This is a genomic window from Lactobacillus panisapium (assembly GCF_019469265.1).
Taxonomy (GTDB): domain Bacteria; phylum Bacillota; class Bacilli; order Lactobacillales; family Lactobacillaceae; genus Lactobacillus; species Lactobacillus panisapium.
This window is the reverse complement of sequence record NZ_CP048268.1, coordinates 13,925-32,576: the sequence shown is the minus strand read 5'-3', so window position 1 is coordinate 32,576 and position 18,652 is coordinate 13,925. Positions and strand designations below refer to the sequence as shown.

The window sequence follows — 18,652 nt, the reverse complement described above, 5'->3', positions numbered from 1 at the left end:
CAGCTTTTTATTGATTTATCAATGCTTGCCTTTATTATATATCACTCCACTCTAAATTTTAAATCCTTTAGAAGTAATCATTGAACAACCATTTAAGTGTAGGTTTGGGTTATTAGAAGTCTTAAAATAATACCGGTATTCCTTTTTACACCACTTAGTATAAGTTAATGATATTTGACATTTTAACTTTAGACAATGAAAAACCTGCTTAGATTTTAATTTCCCACTCTTTGATAATTTATTTGCTTTTATTGCACAAATTCAATGATATATTTTTCACTATATGCATTTTAAAATTATTCTTCTACTCCTCGTTTAAACGAGTCAAAAATCAACTGATCTTTAATTACCTCTCGCTCCGGAGTTAAATCCCATGGTGATCCAGTCCGATGAGTCTGCTTACTTAATCGAGCAGCATTATAATTAATGTAATCCTTATTAACCTTATCTAGTAAATCGACAATCTCACCATTTTTAGAAACCAGATTATAGTCATCCATGGCCTCTTTGTCTGGTTTATCAATATCTAAAACACGCTGGCCATTAAACTTATTATGTACTTCAGTTATTAATGGACCGTATTGAAAATGAATAATAGGAGAAGAAAACAGTTTACTTCTAGTTTCAGCTAAAAATCTACCATACGCAAAATAGAGAAGTTTAATGACTTTCATTTGCGTTAATGGATCAATATTTAAATCATTTTCTCGCTCAAAATAATTCTCAACTCGAAACCAATTAGCTAACTGCACAGCAGTGAATCTAGGCTGCTCAGTTTGGGATTCTACAACACGATCACTATGGTTCAAATAAGAATTAACCTTTGCAATCAATTCACTAGAATATTTATTCTTCTCATCAGAAATATATTGTTCAAGTACATTATCACTTTTTATGAGAGACTTTAACAACCTATTATTGGCCTTTGTTGGAAATGCACCTGCTTCGTAAAGAGCAATCGTATTTGGACTTAATCCGGTTAATTCTGCTAAATTGCGTTGTGTTAATCCAACTTTAGATCGATATTGTTTTATTTCTTTTGGTGTCAATAAGCCCATCTCGTCACGATATTTTTGACGGGCAATTTCAGCGGCTTGATCATCTAGTACCTTATCCGGAATCAATTCATTGGTTTTACTGTCAAAAAGAGCCGGTGCCTTTACTGTATAACTATGTCCATTAATGGTATAAGTAGTCATGAAATCCTTTTGGTAAGCCATATAATCCACTCCCTTAATAATCAAGATGGAAACTAATAAATACTACTTTTTGATTATCTTCAGTAAACACGAACTTAATGTAATAAGCTTGTCCATCGCTTGTTTTAAATACCCAGACAAATTGTAACGGATTACTTCTATTCCGTTCATGTTTAACAAAATCACTAATCGACAATTGCTTAACTATTTCTTTCGCCAAAGTCACTGAAACTGGCATTGCCATTTTGTCTCTTCTTCGAACCATTTGAAAATGATTATGCTTCACAAGGAATTTTACTCTTGCTAATGCCTCAGCAACTTCCATTACAAACCTCCAAGTATATTTCCAAGCCATTATAACATCTACTACTAATCAGTAGCAACTAACAAATAATCTACTTCATCATTCCATAAGGATTCGAAAAAAGAGATAGAAACAACAATTTGATGTGAACCCCAAAATTAGGACAGTTTAATAAATTTTAATCAAGGACTAATGCCCGATATTCAATCGGACTTAGTCTTTTTAGTTTTACTTCGATTTTTGCTTATTATAGTTAACTGATATATTTTGATCATTATCCCGCTACTTTTTGTACAGTCCTTTTAAAGCTTTAATAATAAAACCGCGTGGCAAAAATTGTGGCAAGTCTAAATTCTCATGACTACCTATAACTGAGTATAAATCATACAAAAGTATCAAAAAAGCCTGTTATTCAAAGCTATTTAAAACTTGAATAACAGGCTTAAAAATCAAAAGATTGTTTAATTTATGCTGACTAGAAGAATAGAGGTTCTAGTCAACAAATCCTTATATATCAACATTTTCAACAGTAAGATAATGAAAAAATGTTCTTAAAATGTTCCCAGGTCAGCTAACCCACAAATTAGCCATCGCCTTGTTAATATCGTCTGATAGGCCAACATACGTATTCATAAACATATTTAGCGAATGTCCCATTTTATCAGCCGCCCAAGGATAAGACATTTTTGGAGTATTGGCTAGTTGCGTACAAATTGTATGCCTAAATGAATACAGGCTCATACGTTTTTTATTAGATTTTACATCTAACTGTTGACAAACTTTTTGCAGCATTTGATTAATACTTCTTTGCGTAATTGGCTCTTTATTATTAGCCTTTTTATAATCATGCAGATTCAAAAATATTAAATCTAGTAAGTTGGTTAAATTATGGTCGGTCAAAAACCTATTTTGCTTAATCTGATAATCTTTTACTAAATCGATTACATCTTTCGGAATAGGCAAGAGAGTCCGGGACTCTCCTTTAGGCCGGGCTTTTAGCGAACCATTAAAAGACTTGCTCAAATCTGACCAGCTGTCACTAATCCTGAAGGTGTAATAATTGTCTATCTGCATAATGTCTGAAAATTTCAGAGCCTGCAGTTCGCCAACTCGCATGCCAGTGTAACTTTCGATCAATATTGCTAATTTACTGCCATTTAGTTCCACGGGATTATTTTTCAAATCAGTGATAAGTGATTGCCGCATTGCCTTGAGTTCTGATTTAGTGAAAATTCGCCAATCCTGTGAGACCGTGAAATCACTTTGTTTAAAAAATAATTTTAAGGCTCTTTCTGGGACTGGATTTTCTTTAACTACTTTGCCTTCGAGAAATTTGAAGTAATTACGCAAGTGGACCAATCTTTTAGCAATATTGGATGAGTTGCTAACCGTTGCATGGTGTTTTTCGACGTAATCGTGGGCATATTGACTAATTAGTGGCGTGGTTATTTTGGAAATAGTTGCTTTGCCAAAATAATCTTTCACTGAGTTAGCTGTTTCTTGCCAGGCTTTTAGAGTGACAGGACTTAATGATTTTGCCCGTTGGTTCACATAACGCTGAAAATCATTGGCAAAAACAACCTTGCCATCGCTTGGATTAAGGCCTGATTCATATTCAGCCCACATTTTTCTCTCAATCTTTTTGGCATCTTTTTCTGTGTTGGCATATTGTACTGTCCAGCTGATCCGCTTGCCAGTTATATTATCTGTTGGTTGGATTCTAACTTGATACTTATCTTTATATTTTCCTTTTGTTACCTTCTTTATCATTATTTTTCTACCTTTCTTAAATAAAAAAAGATAGAAATAAAAGCTTAGTTATTAGTCACTTGTTTCTATTCTATCTCATTTTAGATTATTTTGACCAAGTTTTTTCTTGGTGATATCCAGCAGATGTTAACCATTCTTTGATTTCATTAAGATTATAATAGGCCCTGCCGTGTGGCAGTTGATGATAAGGCATGCCAGCTTTGCGAAACTTGTAAAGTAAGGTGGTACTAATATTAAGCTGCTCACAGAGCTGCTTGCCGTTCAATAAAATTGACGTCATTTCTTGTCACCTGCGATTCGTAAGCCTTTGACCTGATAGGTAGGTATTTCTTGCCAGCCTGGGCAATAAAAGTTGCCTACATCAGCTATAACCGGTTGATTAATGAATTTCGAATAATCGGCAACTGTATCGCAGAATAAAAGAATTTCGAGTGGCTTATTTCGGTCATTAATACAATTTTCTACTTGGCAGATGATTCCATCATCAATAAAGCTATCGCCTGGATTGTCATGATAGTCAATAATGTTGACTTCGCCGATTCTGCGGCCAATCAAGCCAAAATCGCATAATTGCTGAAATGTAGGTGGCATAATCCACGTATCATAATAAGAGAACTTATTTTTTAATTTTGAATTATTCATATTTATTTCCTTTCAATATTAATAAAGTTTCTTTTTGCTAAATTTAGTTTTATACTTAATTTGAAAAATTTTTTAGAAGGCTAGTTTCGATCTGGGGAGATTTAACTAGCTTTTTTATTTTTTCGGCGAGTGACCTTGCGCTTAATTGTCTTGACCATTTGATCTGTGACCTTGATTGGCTTAATGCGTCTTAACAACTGATTAATCGAATCCACCGCCATATCATTGATCGAATTGATATTGCGATAGAAACTGATTGGATCATATGGAGTCGTGATTATTAATTTTTCTAAGTTGAGCCGCTTGTCGTGATAGCGACTAGGTGCGGCCTTATCGTGCTGATAAGGGTCAAGCAACCGCAGCAAGTCGCTGTATTCGAAGTCATTGGGCCGCAGGTCGTTCAGAATAACGAATCTTTGACCGTGATATTCTTGGAAATGATCACGTGAACTACCTAGAGTAATGTAATCTTTTCCTTGAAAGATATGTTCAGCTAAGCGGGTTTTACCAACGCCTGCTTTGCCATAGAGCCACAAGGTGGTCATCTTATGACCGCTGAATTTTTTGAGCCATTCCTGATGCTTCTGAACTAATAATTCAGCGTCTATCTTGTCGATCAGCTGCTGATGTCTTGCTATACCGTAGACACCTAACTCTTCAGTCAGTTGCTCTCGGCTGATAGCTTGCTCGGCGTAGCGCCTTATCTGTTCATTTTCGTACTTTGGGCTAAGCTTGATTTTGGTGCGAATTTGCTCTAAGCGCTTCGGATAGTCAAACGATGCTTTGACCGAGGTAGTGGCGTAATGGTACTTGCCATCGGCATTTTCGGCGTCTTGCGTCTCATGAATGAGATAGGAATAGGCGTTGTTGATCCGGCCATGCCATATTTGCACATATTGGGGTTCATCCTGGAACAGCTTGGCAATACTGGTGATTGTCTGCGGATGTTCATACTTAAGCACTACGTGATAGTGTTCACGAATTGGCTCACCATTTTCAGCTTGATCGTGATTATGATTGATGTATGCCCATTCGATTGCGCCAGAATTATCTAGTATATTAGGGAGTTCTTGGGACTTAACTTTCAAATGGTTTAGGTCTTGGGCGTACATGAACTGTCTGGCTCTTATTTCTTTCTTCATTGGCGTCACTCCTTTCTATCGTCTGCACAGTTGCACACTTCGTGACATTTTAATAACGAGCCCGTTAAATGTCACGACTGATAAGGGATTTATGCCTGTTGCACATTTGTATTAAATTTGTTTTTAGGCGGCTTCTTGCCGCTCCTTCGCCTAGTGGCGAAAGCGGCAAAGCCGCTATTCAATCATCGTACCTTCGATGATATAGTAATTACCATTGCGCTCCACTTGTGAAAATGTAAAAGCTGGGTTATCAGTCCTGATTTTCTCTTCTATGATAGGTAAATTTTGTTTTAATATTTCTTGACCTTGCAAAGTACCTGGTACTTTGAGCCAGGCAGTTACCGTTGTAGAACTAATATCAACATAGAACTGCTTAATTGCCTTGTTATAAGCCCAAATAGTTGGGTCTTGTTGCTTAATCTGCTGACCATCTTGGGTGCTTATAGATTTGATTGTTTGCAAGCTAGAACGCCGTAATTGGTAGGTTTCTTTAATTGATTGGTAGTACTCATTAAATGATTTATATCTTTGACTAATCATAATAATTACTACTTGAATCAATATGACCATTGCAATCCACCATGACACCTCAACTAAAAATTCTTTAAATTTGATGATATAAGGTACACACAAGTCAAGTATTGGTAAATTGCTAAATGCCTGAGCAAATCCTGGTAAGAGTATTAGTGTTCCAACCAGTATTACTAATAATGCAATAATTTCTAATACAGCATATTTTGTTGTTTTGTACGCTCGTCTTATTTGTTCCATAATTAATTAACTCTTTTCTTAATACGTTGGTGCTAAAAACGGCAAAACATTGTCAAAATGTTGATCATCAATAATCTGGATGATGCCAACACCAGGACCCTGGGGAATCACGATGCCACTAGGGTCAAGATCTGGGAACAAGAATTGCACATTCTTGGTCGTAATATGACCTAGTTCAATCAATACGTTCATTTGATCTCTAATAGCTGTCGGTACTACGGTATGGTCAAAGCGCTGTGATACAAGTATCAGGTGGACACTAGTTGCCCGCCCGAGTAGTGAAATTTGACTTAATAATGATAAGAACGCGTCCTTAACATTTCTGTTAACGCCTATGGTCAGAGCCGCCAACTCATCGATGACGATACTCAGTGGTCGAAACCGTTCATTTACATTCTGGAAAAGCGCCTGTTGACGTTGGTAGATAGTAGTCAGAGCCGATTCTAAAGCGTCATTAACTGCCGAAACGAAGTCCGACTTTGATGAATTGGAGCTTGGCGTAATTGCTTTCTCAGTGTGGTCACGAGCCCAACGTGCTGGCATATCGAACTTCGGATCGATTATAACTATCTGAGAAATCTGCCTTAATGCAGAAAGAAAATAGGTCAGCAACATTGATTTCCCGCTACCTGTTGAGCCAGCTATGGCAATACTAGTAACTTTTTCATAATCGACATAATAATCCTTCATTAAAGGAATCAACATTTTTTCCCGATAATCTTTACGAGAATTGAAAAAATTATCAAGATCATCAATGTTAAGCCTAGTTGGTGTGCCTTTAAACCAGGGATAAAATAGGCCACGCTCAACGGAGAAGATATGATTACCTAATGGCACGAAATAGATGCTAGACTGTTTCAACACTGTGTACTCCGGGTAGACAGCCGCGGCTGCAATCTCATAAATACGTTGGTAGAGGCTTTCATTAAGAATAAAACCGGCAGGAAACCTCGGCACAAATATGAAGCCGTTAGGCTTGACTTCAATTTCAAAGCTATTATTATAGCTGGTTTCGTTGCTACCAGCATCTAGCGCCATGTCGATGCACCTGGTTAGATATTGTTTCATGTCCATATTATTTTATCTCCTTAATTGCTTGAGCCCGGAAGTACACGTTATTCCTGACTTCACATGCCTCAAGGTTGTCAAAACTTACTTTTGATAAGTAGGATGGCAGTTTTACTTTACTTTCGAATTTGACTGCAAAAGGTTCTAGTCCCTTTTGACTGAACCATGCGCGATAACCGGTAATTTCTTCGGTCGGTTCGTTATTTTGCCATTTATGTTGCGGTTCAAGTTCTACACTAAGATTGTGGACTGGTTGACTTTGATTGATATAAGCGGCTGCTATATCAGCGGAATAGCCGCCTTTTCTTAATTTAGTTCTCATGATAGAGATCCTTTCTGGGCATGGGCCCTTAAAAAATTTTATGAAGTTCTATTCACCAAACTTCATAATTTCATTGTAAAATTAGATAAGAACCTACGATCGCACACTTTAATTTTTTTAAAGTACTAAAAATTATAAAGAGGAGAATGATCATGACTAAATCCAAACAATGCATCATCGATTGTCCAAATGAACTGCCTAGGTTCATTAGTAACTACATAAAAAGTAATAGCCTTTCACAAAATGACCTAGCCGAGCAAATTAATAAAGAAATTCAAAAAATTACTGGCGATAAAAACTTAACTTTAATTTCAATCCCAAAAGATTATTTAGCTCCTTCAAAACCAAAGCTCAGTGCTAATTCAGCAATCAAAAAATGGTACAAAAAAAATCCGCCGACTCGTCCGGCGGATTATAGAATTCGATTAGCCCTTTCAAGGATTCTGGGCATCACTTATTTAGAAACATTTTTTATCACTCATCAGCAAATACTAGATTACACTATGGAAGTCGTTTATAGACTAGCATTACTATTTTCACGGGTTGCTATTAGATCCACAGAAATCCCTTTGTTACTAAATAGATATAATATAGCTGCTTACTTAGCTGGCGATAAAGAAGCCAAAAATTACTGGAATCTAAATGAATTAATTCAACAACTAACAATTACATATGAAGATGTTCAGGAATACTCCATTCTTAATGAAAAACGAAATAAGGGAGACAAAAGTATCGATATTTCTTTTTCAGAACAACCAAAAACTTTTTTACTGTTTTCGTTGGAGAATATGTATGTTATTGACGAAAAATCAACAAAAGTGCCTCATGGAGCTTATGAAATGCTAATGACAATATCTTCAGAACTGAATTCACTACTACTTTTATTCCAAGCAATGATTTTAAAAAGTAAAAATGATACTTCATCATCTTTCAATTCAAACTTTATTTGGAATTATTTCAAAATTAAATTAATAGTCACTAACAATAATGAGGCTTTAACTGTTTGCACAGTTGCAATAGACTTAATTATTCAATGGCTAAAAGAACTAGATAACCATTATATTAAATTGTTAGAAAAACTTGGAATTATGCCCGAACTGCGTCTTTCGAATATGCTAGAAAAACAATTTATTTCGAACGATACGCTTCATCTTTAACAATCTTTGTCTTAGAAATAACATTACTAAATCTAGACATGTATGATTCCTTTCATAATACTAAATAATACGACTTATTGAATTATGAATTATCTTCCGTTACTGATAATTAAAGGTCTAACTTTTTATCTTCTGGTTTAAACTTGTGATTCTTGGTGATCGTACCTAACCAATTGTAAGTAACCGTAGCTGGCTCGAATTGATCCAGATCTTCGGTCTTAATGTAGCTGACTACTAATTCACCAGATGGATCATAGTTGTACAATGGGTAGTAATCTTCATAGGTGTTAGTACCATCAACTCTGAATGTAATTGGTGTTTTACCGATCCAGAACCCTTGGTTCTTACCAGTATTTTGACCATCTTCATCTAAAGTTACAGTAAAGGTACCATTCTTATGATTACTATAAATAATGTTTTCTTTAGTTAAGGTTTCGCCATAGCCATCCCGATATGGATTGTAGCCATTCCAAGCATTTGCTAAAGAGCCGCAATAATCATGAACAACTTTATGTTTTTTCTTAAACTTATAAGCATGTGGTACTTGACAATACTCAGCAGGAATTAAAAATTTTTCTTTACCGGTTGATTCCTTATTATTCATAATGAAATAACCAGTACCACCTATATTTTTAGTACCAATGCAAGGTTGATAGTCATCTTTTCCGGGATCTGTTCTTGCACCTGTTAATTTATGTGACTTGAAATAATAAATAGCTTCTACATTGTTGCCAGGAATAAAGCTTGTATATAGCTTTTTATGCTTCGTGTAGTGTGTTCCTGGTTGTTTAGCTAATTTTTGTAATTTATTATAATCTTTTTCTGTTGCTACAGTTAATGCTTTGGCTTCTACATTATTATCAGTAAATAGGAATGCACTCGTTCCAATAGATAATAAGGTCCCGGCAATAATTGTGTTTGTTAATAACTTCTTGTTTCTCATGATAAAAACTTCTTTCGTATAAATTGATCTATCCGATTCGAACTAACTATTTGTTCTTAATTAACTAAATAGCTAGTTTTTTTATTTTGCTACTTTAGTAAATTGATTAAAGCCACCATGATATGCAAGAATCAATTTTTTCCCACTCATTTGTAAGTAATTATCATCACGAAATGGACCATGGCCTTTTAATACTGGTTGGCCATTTTGTTTAGAAACCAATTTAATTGTATGTTTTTTTCTATTATAGGGTGCTGGAACATAGCCAATAAAATGCCATCTAACTTTTTTAGCAGTCACCTTCATTTTCATAGCCGGAACAGCCATATTCTTCTTAATATGTTTTGCATCGGACGAGTAGATTGGTTTTGATTTCCAAGTCCCACGCATCTTTTTTGGAATTGTGAGACTTGAAGCTTGTACCTGATTAGTAATATTATTTTTGCTATTAGTATGCGTAGCAAATAAACCAAATAATAAAATCGTAAAAGCTATACTAATTGTACTTATTACTACTTTTTTTATTCTATTATTACTCATTTGATTCATTTCAATTTTACTTCCTTCTATTTTCAAGCAATTCTCTTATAATTCAGTATACTATTAGAAATTCTAATTTTAAAACAATAATACAATATTAGTTTTGTGCACACTTCTGCACACGTAAAAGTGGCTAATAAGGTTGATATATTAGCTTTTATTTCTATCTAAAAGTTTTTTCACGGAACACGCTATTTTGCGTGTTCCGTTTGTGTTCTTTATTATCTTTTATAAACTAAAATTAACCTTAACTTACCTGCGTAAAACGTTGATAAATCAAGGTTAATGAATTTGAATAATTCTTCTAAATGCTGACTAGAGGATTCGAACCTCCGACCTCATCATTACTAGTGACGTGCTCTGCCAACTGAGCTAAGTCAGCATTGTCAAACTCGACAACGATATTTATTAAACCATATCAGTTAGCTTTACGCAAGTACTTTTTACCAGTAAATTTATTTTTTGCAGCAAAAAAGCGATTTTGTTGCCAGCTGAAGGCTTAAAATCGCTATTTCAATCTAATTTACAAATAATTTTACTCACTTACTGCTTCTTGTTTTGGCTCGTCGATTCCCATGAAGAGCTGAACAACAAAAGTCACGATTGCAGCAATTGCTGCTGAAATGACTGCATTTAGTAAGTTTTGTAAGTTACCGGTATTATTGGGGTTAATCCACATTGGTAGGGTAATTAATCCTGGTGTCATAAAGACATAGGCATTAACGCCCATGATTCCCGCATAAATACCACCAGCAAAGCCGCCAATCATACAAGAATACATTGGCTTACGATATTTTAGTGTTACACCGTATAAGCATGGCTCACTAATACCGGCACAAAAGACTGTTAACGCTGCTGAGATGGCTGTTGCACGTAATTCCTCATCTTTGGTTCTAACAGCAACTGCCAATGTTGCAGCACCTTGAGTGATGTTGTGCAATAGTGTCAGCACTCGTGTAAACGGGTCAAATCCGCGCTTGGTAATTGCTTCTAGCCCTGCAATTGCTAAGGCCGAATGCATCCCTGTAGTTACAATCCATGGGTAGATTAGTGCAAATATAGCAATAGCAAATGGCCCAAGTTTTCCGCTTAGGAAAAACATGACTAACGATATCCCCTTCGAGACCCATGTCATTGCTGGTCCAATGGCCAACAATGTTAGCGGTACTACGATCATAATACTTAATAAAGGGGCCATAAAGCTTTTAATTGGCCGCCAAAGATAACGGTCAAAGAAATGTTCTATATAACTAAGTGCCCAAATTGCCACAATAGCAGGAATAATAGAGTTGGCATAACTGGCTGGGACAACCGGAATACCAAACAAGTTCTGCGGTTTACCGCTTTGAATCATCGCAATAAAAGTCGGATTAATCAAAGTCGCGCCAACTAAGGCTGATAAGTAAATATTTGTTTTAAACTGCTTAGCTGCTGCAATAGCTACAAAAACAGGTAAGAAGTAAAACGATGAATCGAAGATAAAGTATAAAATTTGATAAGTACTAGAAGTTTTATCTAAGATTTTGAGCATTGGCAATAGCATGACAATACATTTGCCCATTCCGCCTGCAATCAAAACTGGGATTAACGGCGTAATACAACCAACTAAAGCTGATAACATTCGACTAAAAATGTTAGTCTTCTTTTTTTCGGGTTTAGTTTCGCTAGCTGGCTGACTTGCATTGTCGTTTTTCTGTGTTAGCAATTTTTGAAACTCTTGGTAAATACTGCCAACTTGGTTACCAATAACAATTTGACATTGTTCACCACTCTGAACAACACCTAATACACCTTTAAGTTTCTTTAACTCCTCCAAGTTAATTTTTGCTGCATCATTAGGAATAATCCGTAAACGCGTTGCACAATGCCAGGATTTTTCAACATTATCCTGACCGCCCACTAATTCAAGAATTTTTTGGGCAAATAATCTATCATCCATTCGCTTAACCCCCAATCATTAACATTAATTTTCCTTCATCAAATTTTGATACCAGTAAAAGCTATCCTTTTTTAACCTGCGACCACTGCCATGATTTTCATCATCATAATCAACATAAATTAGACCATAGCGTTTACTCATTTGCGCAGTTGAAGAACTGACAATATCAATCATTCCCCAAATAAGATAGCCCATAATATCAACGCCATCTTCGTTCAAAGACAGACTCAATTGTTCTATGTGCTTTTGCAAATACTGCATGCGATATTCGTCGTGGATTTGGTGATCCTGTGTTACTTGATCTTCTGCTCCCAAACCATTTTCAACAATAAAAAGGGGAACATCAAACCGATCGGCTAAATCTAAACATAATGTTCTCAAGCCCACAGGGTCAATTTGCCAACCCCATTTCGACGATGCTAAATATGGATTTCTTTGACCACTAATCGTATTGCCTTCAGCTTTTGCGCCACTATTTTCAACCCCCTTCATGATTGAAGTGTAGTAGCTAAAAGCCAGAAAATCGCCCGTACCTTGCTTAAGCAAGTGCAAGTCCGCAGCAGTAATATCCAAATCGAACTTTTTTGTCATCATCTTTAAAATTCGCTTGGGATAATTGCCCTGTATTTGAACTTGCCCAGCAAGATACATTTGTTGGCGCACTTGCTCGATTAAGAAATTATCTTCTGGCTTACTTGTTGCCGGATAAATCTGGATTCCTGTGATCATACAACCCACTTGCGCCTTAGTTATTTGGTGAATATAACTGGTTATCTTTGCGCTAGCTACAAATTGGTAATGCATTGCTTGACACAAGTTAGCCATACTCTGATCTTCTTTGACCAAACCAGCACTAATAAACGGATGCCGAAATACGCTATCGATTTCATTAAATGGTAGCCAAAAATCAACTAAATCCGCGTATTCTTTGACCACTGTCTGACAATAATTGACATAAAAATCAATCAACTGGCGATTTTTCCAACCACCATAATGCTCAACTAAGTAAATTGGCATTTCATAATGAGACAAAGTGACCATTATTTTTAGTCCTAGTTTTTTACAACTACTAAATAGCTTATAATAAAAGTCAAGTCCAGCCTGATTAGGCTCTTTTTCATCGCCGCGTGGAAATATTCTGCTCCAAGCAATTGATGTTCTGAAGACCTTGCAACCCGTTTGCGCAAGCAATTGCAAGTCTTGCTCGTAAGTATGATAAAAGTCGATCCCGTTTCTTTTAGGATAGCGTTCATCATGCTTATCTTGCAGTCGCGCAGTAACCTCTGCTAGTGAGGGTGAAATACGCTCATTTGTCCGCATGATATCCGCAACTGACGGACCTTTATTATCGGCACGCCAATTACCTTCACTTTGATTAGCTGAAATAGCACCTCCCCATAAAAAATCTGCTGGAAATCTATTGTTCACCTAAGTACCTCCTTTTACTTTAAAGTAGTGAATAACAACTTATATTGTATATTCACTACTAATTTTAAAATGTTTCTTTTACTTATGCAATAGCACATCTATAATATTTTATATGTGCGACTGCACAAAAAGTGAAACAAACTTTAGAAAGGCAACCGTTATGGATATTTTTTTATTAATTAAATCTGCACTTCCGCAATTAACCAGGCAAGAAAAAATTGTCGCTGATTCTCTACTAGAATTTCCAGAATTAGTCGTTGAAAAAAATATAACTAGCTTAGCGCAAAGTATCGGCGTATCCCGCAATACCGTTACGCGCTTTTGTAAAACATTAGGCTTTCAGGGTTACACCGAATTTAAATATGCCGTCAATGCGTATTTTGCGCAAAAAATCGACCGCAATTCAAACAACTCGTCAATTAATCTGATGATTGAATCATATAAGCAAATGCTGGATCAGTTAATTGCGACTAATTTAAATCTTAAAAAACTGGCTGAACAAATCCTCCAATCTGTTTCTATTAAGATTGTGGCCACCGGAAAATCGTCCCCCTGCGCAGATCAATTGAAGTATAATTTGCAGACTTTGAATATTTATAGTGAAGTCGTTGAAAAAATTTACTATTCTGACGATCTTAGTTATGTCTTTCAACCACGTGACTTAGTCATCATTTATACGGTTTCCGGTAAAAGCGCTTTGACCAATAGCATTGCTGGCGGTGCAGTTAAAAGTAAGGCAAATGTGTTTGCCGTCACTGCTGCTAAGAGCCTGCCCTTTGCTACAACCGAAACCTATATCTTGCCTAATGCCCGTGACCTCAATAAATATTCAATTAGCAATCACTTATTGTTTTATCTTTTCAATGATTTATTAACTAACGAAGTCGTTAAGTATTCAAAGCCAAATAAATATTAGTTAAGTAATTATTATCTACTACCTTAATAATTATTTTTTATAGACTACTTAAAAAGCAACTTCACTTTGATAACCTGCTGAAACCCGATAAAGTCAATGATTTTACTGGTCTTATCCGCCCATTTTTGCGTAAACATTAAAAAACTATATTCTAATACCATTTATTTTAGAGTATAATATAACGTGGTTTATTTAGAAATGGAGTGATATTGATATAATGGCAAATATAACACCGATTAATGCCCAATTACCCTGGTTATTAAGGTTATTGGTGGCCTCTTTATGCGGGGCCTTAATCGGCTATGAACGAGCAATACAGAGAAAGAGTGCGGGTGTTAGAACCCACATTGTTGTAGCATTTTCTTCTGCACTATTTATGATCGTTTCCAAGTACGGATTCTATGATGTGATAAAAACTTCCGGCATAGAATTTGATGCCTCACGTATAGCCGCGCAAATTGTATCTGGTATTTCATTTATTGGTGCCGGAACAATCTTGATCAAAAAAGATCAGGTTTCTGGATTGACTACAGCTGCAGGCATCTGGGCAACAGCCGCAATTGGTATGGCTATTGGTTCTGGATTATACTTCTTAGGCGTTCTGGCTACAGCCCTGTTATTTGTTATTCAGATGCTATTTCATGATGACAATATTATTGATAAAATCATCATGCATATCCGGTTTAATGTTCAAATTGAGGCAGTTAATCGCCCCCATATTTTGGAAACAATTCAACATGAATTAGCCGCAAATCACGTTGAAAATGCCTCTGTCAAAATTTTATTTGTTAGTGATGAAAAGATTATTTTCTTTGCCGATGGTATTATTAATAATAATATTGATGAAAATGATATTATTATGGCCTTGCGGAAATATCCTGACATTAAACGAATCAGTTACGATAGTCTCGGTAAATAACTGATTGTTTTACAATAAGCAATAGAAATTAACTATTGCTTATTTTTTGTTCTTAAAAATCAAATTAGCTACAATGGCTGCTGAAAAGTGGTAATTTTAATAAAAAGGAGTAATTTTTATGGCTGGTCCACTTGATTATTTACGTTGGCGCGGTGATCTTACTTTCGCAGAAAAGCCTTTTAACAGTATCGATGCCGCTTTATTATCTTCATTAGTTTATCTTCCCGCAGACGATTCTAGCGTTGGACACACATTAGCTGAATTAGCAGAAAAATTGCGTAATTTGGCATCTTTTCAGCACCAGATGCATTCTGAAACTGCTGCAGAAATCATCTTACTTGCCGAGAGTCCTAGAATCGGCAATATAAAAATTCTTGACTGGACTGACAGGCTAGAAGACGACCCGTATCCACTACAATTCAGTGCTGCAACATTTTCAATTGCAAAAGATACCATTGCTATCGCCTTTCGTGGTACTGATGGTACCATGATTGGTTGGAAAGAAGATATGCGCATGAACTATTTGCCGGAAATTTACGGTCAAAGCGTAGCGGCAAAATATTTGGAAGAAATCGCGACCAAGTTTCCTGAAAAGCGAATTTATCTCTTGGGTCATTCAAAAGGCGGGAATTTTGCCCAATATGCCCTAAGTGCTGCTAAGCCCGAAACACAAGAAAGAGTGGTTAAAGCGCTTAGTTTTGATGGTCCGGGATTTTTCCATAAGGTTTATACTAGTCCCGGTTTTGTCCAGGCAATGCCTAAAATGAAAACCTACATTCCACAGAGTTCAATTTTTGGTGCAATGCTTGACCATCCTGAGCAAACAATTGTTGTCAAAAGTACGGCGGCAATGCGCAACCAGCATGACCCACGACGCTGGTCAGTTGGTCGTGACAGTTTTACCCTGGCAAAAGGATTATCTTCTGGCAGTCGTGTACTCCGTCATGCTCTAATTAACTTTAATCATTCCATTCCCAAAGAAGAACGCGGTGAAGCATTTTCTGATTTATTCGAAGCCTTTGAAAATGCCGATATTGAGGAAGCACATCAGCTGACAAATAATAAACTGGTTGGAACTTACCGTTTCAGTCGGGTCTTTTTATCACTTGAGCCCCAAGAGCGTAAGCTAATTGCTCAAATTTTAGGTAAGATTTGGGATTCCTATAAAAATAATATGACGCTGCCGTTAATGGCTAATAATTATGAACTCTATCCTAAGAGTAATGATTCAAATAAGGCTCCTGTCTTTTACGAATTTTATGATCCGGAGCACCCTAATTTGGAGCTGCCCCCAGAAGTTAAAAACAAATTACGTTAGCAATTAGTTTCACGTGTAACACAAAAAAGAGTTGAGGAAATATTCCTCAACTCTTTTTTTACCAAGTATTATTTTTTCATATTATCCTTGGCGTCATCGACTTTATCTTTGACATTGTCAGCAGCATCTTGGGCTTTGTCTTTCATATCACCTGCAGCTTGCTGTACCTTACCCTTTAATTCTTTAGCTTTTCCTGCTACTTTATCTTTAAATCCTTTATCAGCCATAATTCTAGGTCCTTTCCTAAAAAATAAGCAAAATAATCTATTTACACCTTAATAGTACAATCTTAAATTAACTAAGTCATTAAATATGCTTTATTTTTGGATTAGTATTCAGAATAACAGCTGTAATAATAGGATTTTTATATTTTAAGCACAAATTATATAGTATTGTTTACTGATCAGGTTGATCGTGACTATAATCGAGGTTTGAAAAGCGGTTATATGGCTTAGAGAACATTAATTTAACCGTCCCCCGGCTACCAGACCGGTTCTTTTCAATAATGACTTCTACTTCACCATTATCATCTTCTGCACCAACTTCTTGTTGATCATCACCATCTTCCTCATTTTCTTCGCGGTAATAATCATCCCGATACAAAAAAGAAACAATATCGGCATCCTGTTCAATAGAACCAGATTCACGGATATCAGATAAGACAGGCCGCTTGTCCTGGCGCTGCTCAACTGAACGCGATAACTGAGACAGAGCAATAACCGGCACATGTAGTTCTTTAGCCAATTTTTTCAATTGCCGCGAAATTGCCGAGACTTCTTGTTGGCGTGATTCGCTGCGTGGCCCTTCAATCAGCTGCAGATAATCGATCACAATTAAGCCTAAGTTGCCTTTTTCCTTGGCAAGTCGGCGAGCCTGTGCTCTAATCTCACTCATTTTAATTCCTGGCGTATCATCAATATAGATGCTGGCATTGGCCAAAGAGCCAGACGCTACGATCAATTTGCGCCACTCCTCTTCGTCCAATTGACCAGTCCTTAGATGCTGCGAATTAATTAGGCCTTCAGAGGCTAGCATTCTTTGTACCAGCTGCTCGCCACTCATTTCCAAAGAAAACATGGCGACCGTTTTGTCAGTATGCAACCCAACATACTGAGCAACATTCAGTGCAAAAGAAGTTTTACCAACACCTGGACGGGCAGCAATAATAATTAATTCATCATCGTGGAAACCCGTAGTCATTTTATCTAGTTCGACAAAGCCTGTGGGCAGACCAGTAACCATGTTGCCGTCTTCAGGAATACTATTGATTTCTTCAATTGCGGCATTAACAATATCCTTGATTCCCCGAAAGCCATTTGCATTGTTTTCCGAAGAAACATTCATGATTTCACTTTCGGCATCATCTAGAATTGCAGTAACATCGTCTGAATCCTGCATTGCGTTCGAAATGATTTTTTGACTGGCAGAAATAAGCCGCCGCAATAATGCCTTACGGTGAACAATCTTGGCATAATAAACGATATGAGCAGCCGTAGGGGTGGCAATGGCAAGTTCCGAAACATAAGCAATTCCGCCAATATCATCCAGCTGATTCTTTTTGGTTAATTCATCTTGTAAAGTTAGCGGATCAATTGCATCTTCGCGATCTGATAAATCAAGCATTGCTTGAAAGATTAATTGATTAGCTTTTTTATAAAAGTCACCCGGCTCAACCTCCGCACTGGCGTCGGCAATTGCCTCTGGATCAATAAAAATTGCACCTAAAACGGCTTTTTCCGCTTCATCATCGTGCGGTATTTGTTGCGAAACGATATTATCCATTAATCATGACCACTTTTTATTAAATTAAAGTTATTCCTGTTCAGTAACGTGGACACGAATTTTGCCCTCTATGCCCTTAAATAACTTAACAGGTACATTTGTATAGCCTAAGGTTTTAATTGGCTCAGGCAGGTTTAATTTGCGCTTGTCGAGCTTAATTCCGAACTGATCCTCTAAGCCCTCAACAATTTTCTTGCCGGAAATTGAACCAAAGAGACGTGAATCTGAACCAGCCTTTGACTTAAAGTTGACTACAGTTTCATCTTGGTCAAGCTGAGCCTTAATTTTTTCAGCTTCTGCCTTTTCACTTTCGTAAGCAGCCTTTTCATTGGCTTCTACGCGCTCTAAAGTGTGCATGTTGGCCTTATTAGCCTCTTTAGCTAAACCGCGTTTTAATAAAAAGTTTTGGGCGTAGCCATCTGGAACGTTCTTAACTTCACCACGTTTGCCGCGGCCTTTAACATCTTTAGTAAAAATAACTTTCATTTTGCT

General features: G+C 36.6%; 20 protein-coding genes and 1 tRNA gene. 4 read left to right on the top strand and 17 right to left on the bottom strand.

Annotated elements, in window-relative coordinates; translation table 11 throughout:
• Positions 1-296: 296 nt before the first annotated feature.
• The 9 genes from GYM71_RS00165 to GYM71_RS00125 form a co-directional block, all read right to left on the bottom strand.
• Entirely contained in the window at positions 297-1,220 is a 924-nt protein-coding gene (locus GYM71_RS00165) for a type II toxin-antitoxin system antitoxin SocA domain-containing protein (RefSeq protein ID WP_220220438.1), read from the bottom strand.
• A 13-nt stretch (positions 1,221-1,233) separates the two neighbouring features.
• Positions 1,234-1,524: a type II toxin-antitoxin system MqsR family toxin gene (locus tag GYM71_RS00160; protein ID WP_220220437.1), complete on the bottom strand. Its 291-nt coding sequence runs from the start codon at positions 1,522-1,524 to the stop codon at positions 1,234-1,236.
• A gap of 546 nt (positions 1,525-2,070) precedes the next feature.
• The gene (locus GYM71_RS00155) at positions 2,071-3,273 is read right to left on the bottom strand and encodes a tyrosine-type recombinase/integrase (protein ID WP_220220436.1); all 1,203 of its coding nucleotides are present in this window, start codon (positions 3,271-3,273) and stop codon (positions 2,071-2,073) included.
• 85 nt (positions 3,274-3,358) lie between these two features.
• Positions 3,359-3,553: a helix-turn-helix transcriptional regulator gene (locus GYM71_RS00150; RefSeq protein ID WP_220220435.1), complete on the bottom strand. Its 195-nt coding sequence runs from the start codon at positions 3,551-3,553 to the stop codon at positions 3,359-3,361.
• Positions 3,550-3,915, bottom strand: a complete 366-nt coding sequence (locus GYM71_RS00145) for a hypothetical protein (protein ID WP_220220434.1) — start codon at positions 3,913-3,915, stop codon at positions 3,550-3,552. Before GYM71_RS00145 ends, GYM71_RS00150 begins: the two co-directional genes overlap by 4 nt.
• Positions 3,916-4,016: 101 nt before the next feature.
• Positions 4,017-5,057 carry a Rep family protein gene (locus tag GYM71_RS00140; RefSeq protein ID WP_220220433.1) on the bottom strand — a complete coding sequence of 347 codons (1,041 nt, stop codon included), beginning with the start codon at positions 5,055-5,057 and terminating at the stop codon, positions 4,017-4,019.
• A gap of 174 nt (positions 5,058-5,231) precedes the next feature.
• Positions 5,232-5,828 (bottom strand): hypothetical protein, encoded by a 597-nt coding sequence (locus GYM71_RS00135; protein ID WP_220220432.1) that lies wholly within the window; start codon positions 5,826-5,828, stop codon positions 5,232-5,234.
• A gap of 18 nt (positions 5,829-5,846) precedes the next feature.
• The gene (locus GYM71_RS00130; RefSeq protein ID WP_220220431.1) at positions 5,847-6,902 is read right to left on the bottom strand and encodes an AAA family ATPase; all 1,056 of its coding nucleotides are present in this window, start codon (positions 6,900-6,902) and stop codon (positions 5,847-5,849) included.
• A 1-nt stretch (position 6,903) separates the two neighbouring features.
• Positions 6,904-7,218 (bottom strand): hypothetical protein, encoded by a 315-nt coding sequence (locus tag GYM71_RS00125; protein WP_220220430.1) that lies wholly within the window; start codon positions 7,216-7,218, stop codon positions 6,904-6,906.
• A gap of 152 nt (positions 7,219-7,370) precedes the next feature.
• Between GYM71_RS00125 and GYM71_RS00120 the strand changes: the two genes are divergently transcribed.
• Positions 7,371-8,375 (top strand): hypothetical protein, encoded by a 1,005-nt coding sequence (locus GYM71_RS00120; RefSeq protein WP_220220429.1) that lies wholly within the window; start codon positions 7,371-7,373, stop codon positions 8,373-8,375.
• Positions 8,376-8,484: 109 nt separating this feature from the next.
• On the opposite strand, the gene GYM71_RS00115 is transcribed toward GYM71_RS00120, so the two are convergent.
• The 5 genes from GYM71_RS00115 to GYM71_RS00095 all read right to left on the bottom strand — a co-directional run bounded on the left by GYM71_RS00115 (position 8,485) and on the right by GYM71_RS00095 (position 13,225).
• The gene (locus tag GYM71_RS00115; protein ID WP_220220428.1) at positions 8,485-9,318 is read right to left on the bottom strand and encodes a hypothetical protein; all 834 of its coding nucleotides are present in this window, start codon (positions 9,316-9,318) and stop codon (positions 8,485-8,487) included.
• A gap of 81 nt (positions 9,319-9,399) precedes the next feature.
• Positions 9,400-9,894: a hypothetical protein gene (locus tag GYM71_RS00110; RefSeq protein ID WP_220220427.1), complete on the bottom strand. Its 495-nt coding sequence runs from the start codon at positions 9,892-9,894 to the stop codon at positions 9,400-9,402.
• A gap of 273 nt (positions 9,895-10,167) precedes the next feature.
• A tRNA-Thr gene (locus tag GYM71_RS00105) sits at positions 10,168-10,240 on the bottom strand.
• Positions 10,241-10,393: 153 nt separating this feature from the next.
• On the bottom strand, positions 10,394-11,797 hold the full coding sequence (locus tag GYM71_RS00100; protein ID WP_220220426.1) for a PTS transporter subunit EIIC: 1,404 nt from the start codon (positions 11,795-11,797) through the stop codon (positions 10,394-10,396).
• Between the two features lie 24 nt (positions 11,798-11,821).
• Complete coding sequence (locus GYM71_RS00095; RefSeq protein ID WP_220220425.1) at positions 11,822-13,225, bottom strand: glycoside hydrolase family 1 protein; 1,404 nt, start codon at positions 13,223-13,225, stop codon at positions 11,822-11,824.
• Between the two features lie 160 nt (positions 13,226-13,385).
• Between GYM71_RS00095 and GYM71_RS00090 the strand changes: the two genes are divergently transcribed.
• The 3 genes from GYM71_RS00090 to GYM71_RS00080 all read left to right on the top strand — a co-directional run bounded on the left by GYM71_RS00090 (position 13,386) and on the right by GYM71_RS00080 (position 16,378).
• Complete coding sequence (locus tag GYM71_RS00090; RefSeq protein ID WP_220220424.1) at positions 13,386-14,141, top strand: MurR/RpiR family transcriptional regulator; 756 nt, start codon at positions 13,386-13,388, stop codon at positions 14,139-14,141.
• 217 nt (positions 14,142-14,358) lie between these two features.
• On the top strand, positions 14,359-15,060 hold the full coding sequence (locus tag GYM71_RS00085; RefSeq protein WP_220220423.1) for an MgtC/SapB family protein: 702 nt from the start codon (positions 14,359-14,361) through the stop codon (positions 15,058-15,060).
• Between the two features lie 118 nt (positions 15,061-15,178).
• Entirely contained in the window at positions 15,179-16,378 is a 1,200-nt protein-coding gene (locus GYM71_RS00080; protein ID WP_220220422.1) for a DUF2974 domain-containing protein, read from the top strand.
• Positions 16,379-16,446: 68 nt separating this feature from the next.
• Here GYM71_RS00080 and GYM71_RS00075 read toward each other — a convergent pair whose 3' ends face one another.
• The 3 genes from GYM71_RS00075 to rplI all read right to left on the bottom strand — a co-directional run bounded on the left by GYM71_RS00075 (position 16,447) and on the right by rplI (position 18,646).
• Complete coding sequence (locus GYM71_RS00075; RefSeq protein ID WP_127326213.1) at positions 16,447-16,605, bottom strand: YtxH domain-containing protein; 159 nt, start codon at positions 16,603-16,605, stop codon at positions 16,447-16,449.
• Between the two features lie 169 nt (positions 16,606-16,774).
• Positions 16,775-18,160, bottom strand: a complete 1,386-nt coding sequence (dnaB, locus tag GYM71_RS00070; protein WP_220220421.1) for a replicative DNA helicase — start codon at positions 18,158-18,160, stop codon at positions 16,775-16,777.
• A gap of 30 nt (positions 18,161-18,190) precedes the next feature.
• The gene (gene rplI, locus GYM71_RS00065) at positions 18,191-18,646 is read right to left on the bottom strand and encodes a 50S ribosomal protein L9 (protein WP_103752649.1); all 456 of its coding nucleotides are present in this window, start codon (positions 18,644-18,646) and stop codon (positions 18,191-18,193) included.
• Positions 18,647-18,652: the final 6 nt, after the last annotated feature.

Excerpts from the sequence above, each read along its gene's own strand:
- GYM71_RS00165 (WP_220220438.1), bottom strand. The coding sequence starts at position 1,220 with ATGGCTTACCAAAAGGATTTCATGACTACTTATACCATTAATGGACAT.
- GYM71_RS00160 (WP_220220437.1), bottom strand. The coding sequence starts at position 1,524 with ATGGAAGTTGCTGAGGCATTAGCAAGAGTAAAATTCCTTGTGAAGCAT.
- GYM71_RS00155 (WP_220220436.1), bottom strand. The coding sequence starts at position 3,273 with ATGATAAAGAAGGTAACAAAAGGAAAATATAAAGATAAGTATCAAGTT.
- GYM71_RS00150 (WP_220220435.1), bottom strand. The coding sequence starts at position 3,553 with ATGACGTCAATTTTATTGAACGGCAAGCAGCTCTGTGAGCAGCTTAAT.
- GYM71_RS00145 (WP_220220434.1), bottom strand. The coding sequence starts at position 3,915 with ATGAATAATTCAAAATTAAAAAATAAGTTCTCTTATTATGATACGTGG.
- GYM71_RS00140 (WP_220220433.1), bottom strand. The coding sequence starts at position 5,057 with ATGAAGAAAGAAATAAGAGCCAGACAGTTCATGTACGCCCAAGACCTA.
- GYM71_RS00135 (WP_220220432.1), bottom strand. The coding sequence starts at position 5,828 with ATGGAACAAATAAGACGAGCGTACAAAACAACAAAATATGCTGTATTA.
- GYM71_RS00130 (WP_220220431.1), bottom strand. The coding sequence starts at position 6,902 with ATGGACATGAAACAATATCTAACCAGGTGCATCGACATGGCGCTAGAT.
- GYM71_RS00125 (WP_220220430.1), bottom strand. The coding sequence starts at position 7,218 with ATGAGAACTAAATTAAGAAAAGGCGGCTATTCCGCTGATATAGCAGCC.
- GYM71_RS00120 (WP_220220429.1), top strand. The coding sequence starts at position 7,371 with ATGACTAAATCCAAACAATGCATCATCGATTGTCCAAATGAACTGCCT.
- GYM71_RS00115 (WP_220220428.1), bottom strand. The coding sequence starts at position 9,318 with ATGAGAAACAAGAAGTTATTAACAAACACAATTATTGCCGGGACCTTA.
- GYM71_RS00100 (WP_220220426.1), bottom strand. The coding sequence starts at position 11,797 with ATGGATGATAGATTATTTGCCCAAAAAATTCTTGAATTAGTGGGCGGT.
- GYM71_RS00090 (WP_220220424.1), top strand. The coding sequence starts at position 13,386 with ATGGATATTTTTTTATTAATTAAATCTGCACTTCCGCAATTAACCAGG.
- GYM71_RS00085 (WP_220220423.1), top strand. The coding sequence starts at position 14,359 with ATGGCAAATATAACACCGATTAATGCCCAATTACCCTGGTTATTAAGG.
- GYM71_RS00080 (WP_220220422.1), top strand. The coding sequence starts at position 15,179 with ATGGCTGGTCCACTTGATTATTTACGTTGGCGCGGTGATCTTACTTTC.
- GYM71_RS00075 (WP_127326213.1), bottom strand. The coding sequence starts at position 16,605 with ATGGCTGATAAAGGATTTAAAGATAAAGTAGCAGGAAAAGCTAAAGAA.
- dnaB (WP_220220421.1), bottom strand. The coding sequence starts at position 18,160 with ATGGATAATATCGTTTCGCAACAAATACCGCACGATGATGAAGCGGAA.
- rplI (WP_103752649.1), bottom strand. The coding sequence starts at position 18,646 with ATGAAAGTTATTTTTACTAAAGATGTTAAAGGCCGCGGCAAACGTGGT.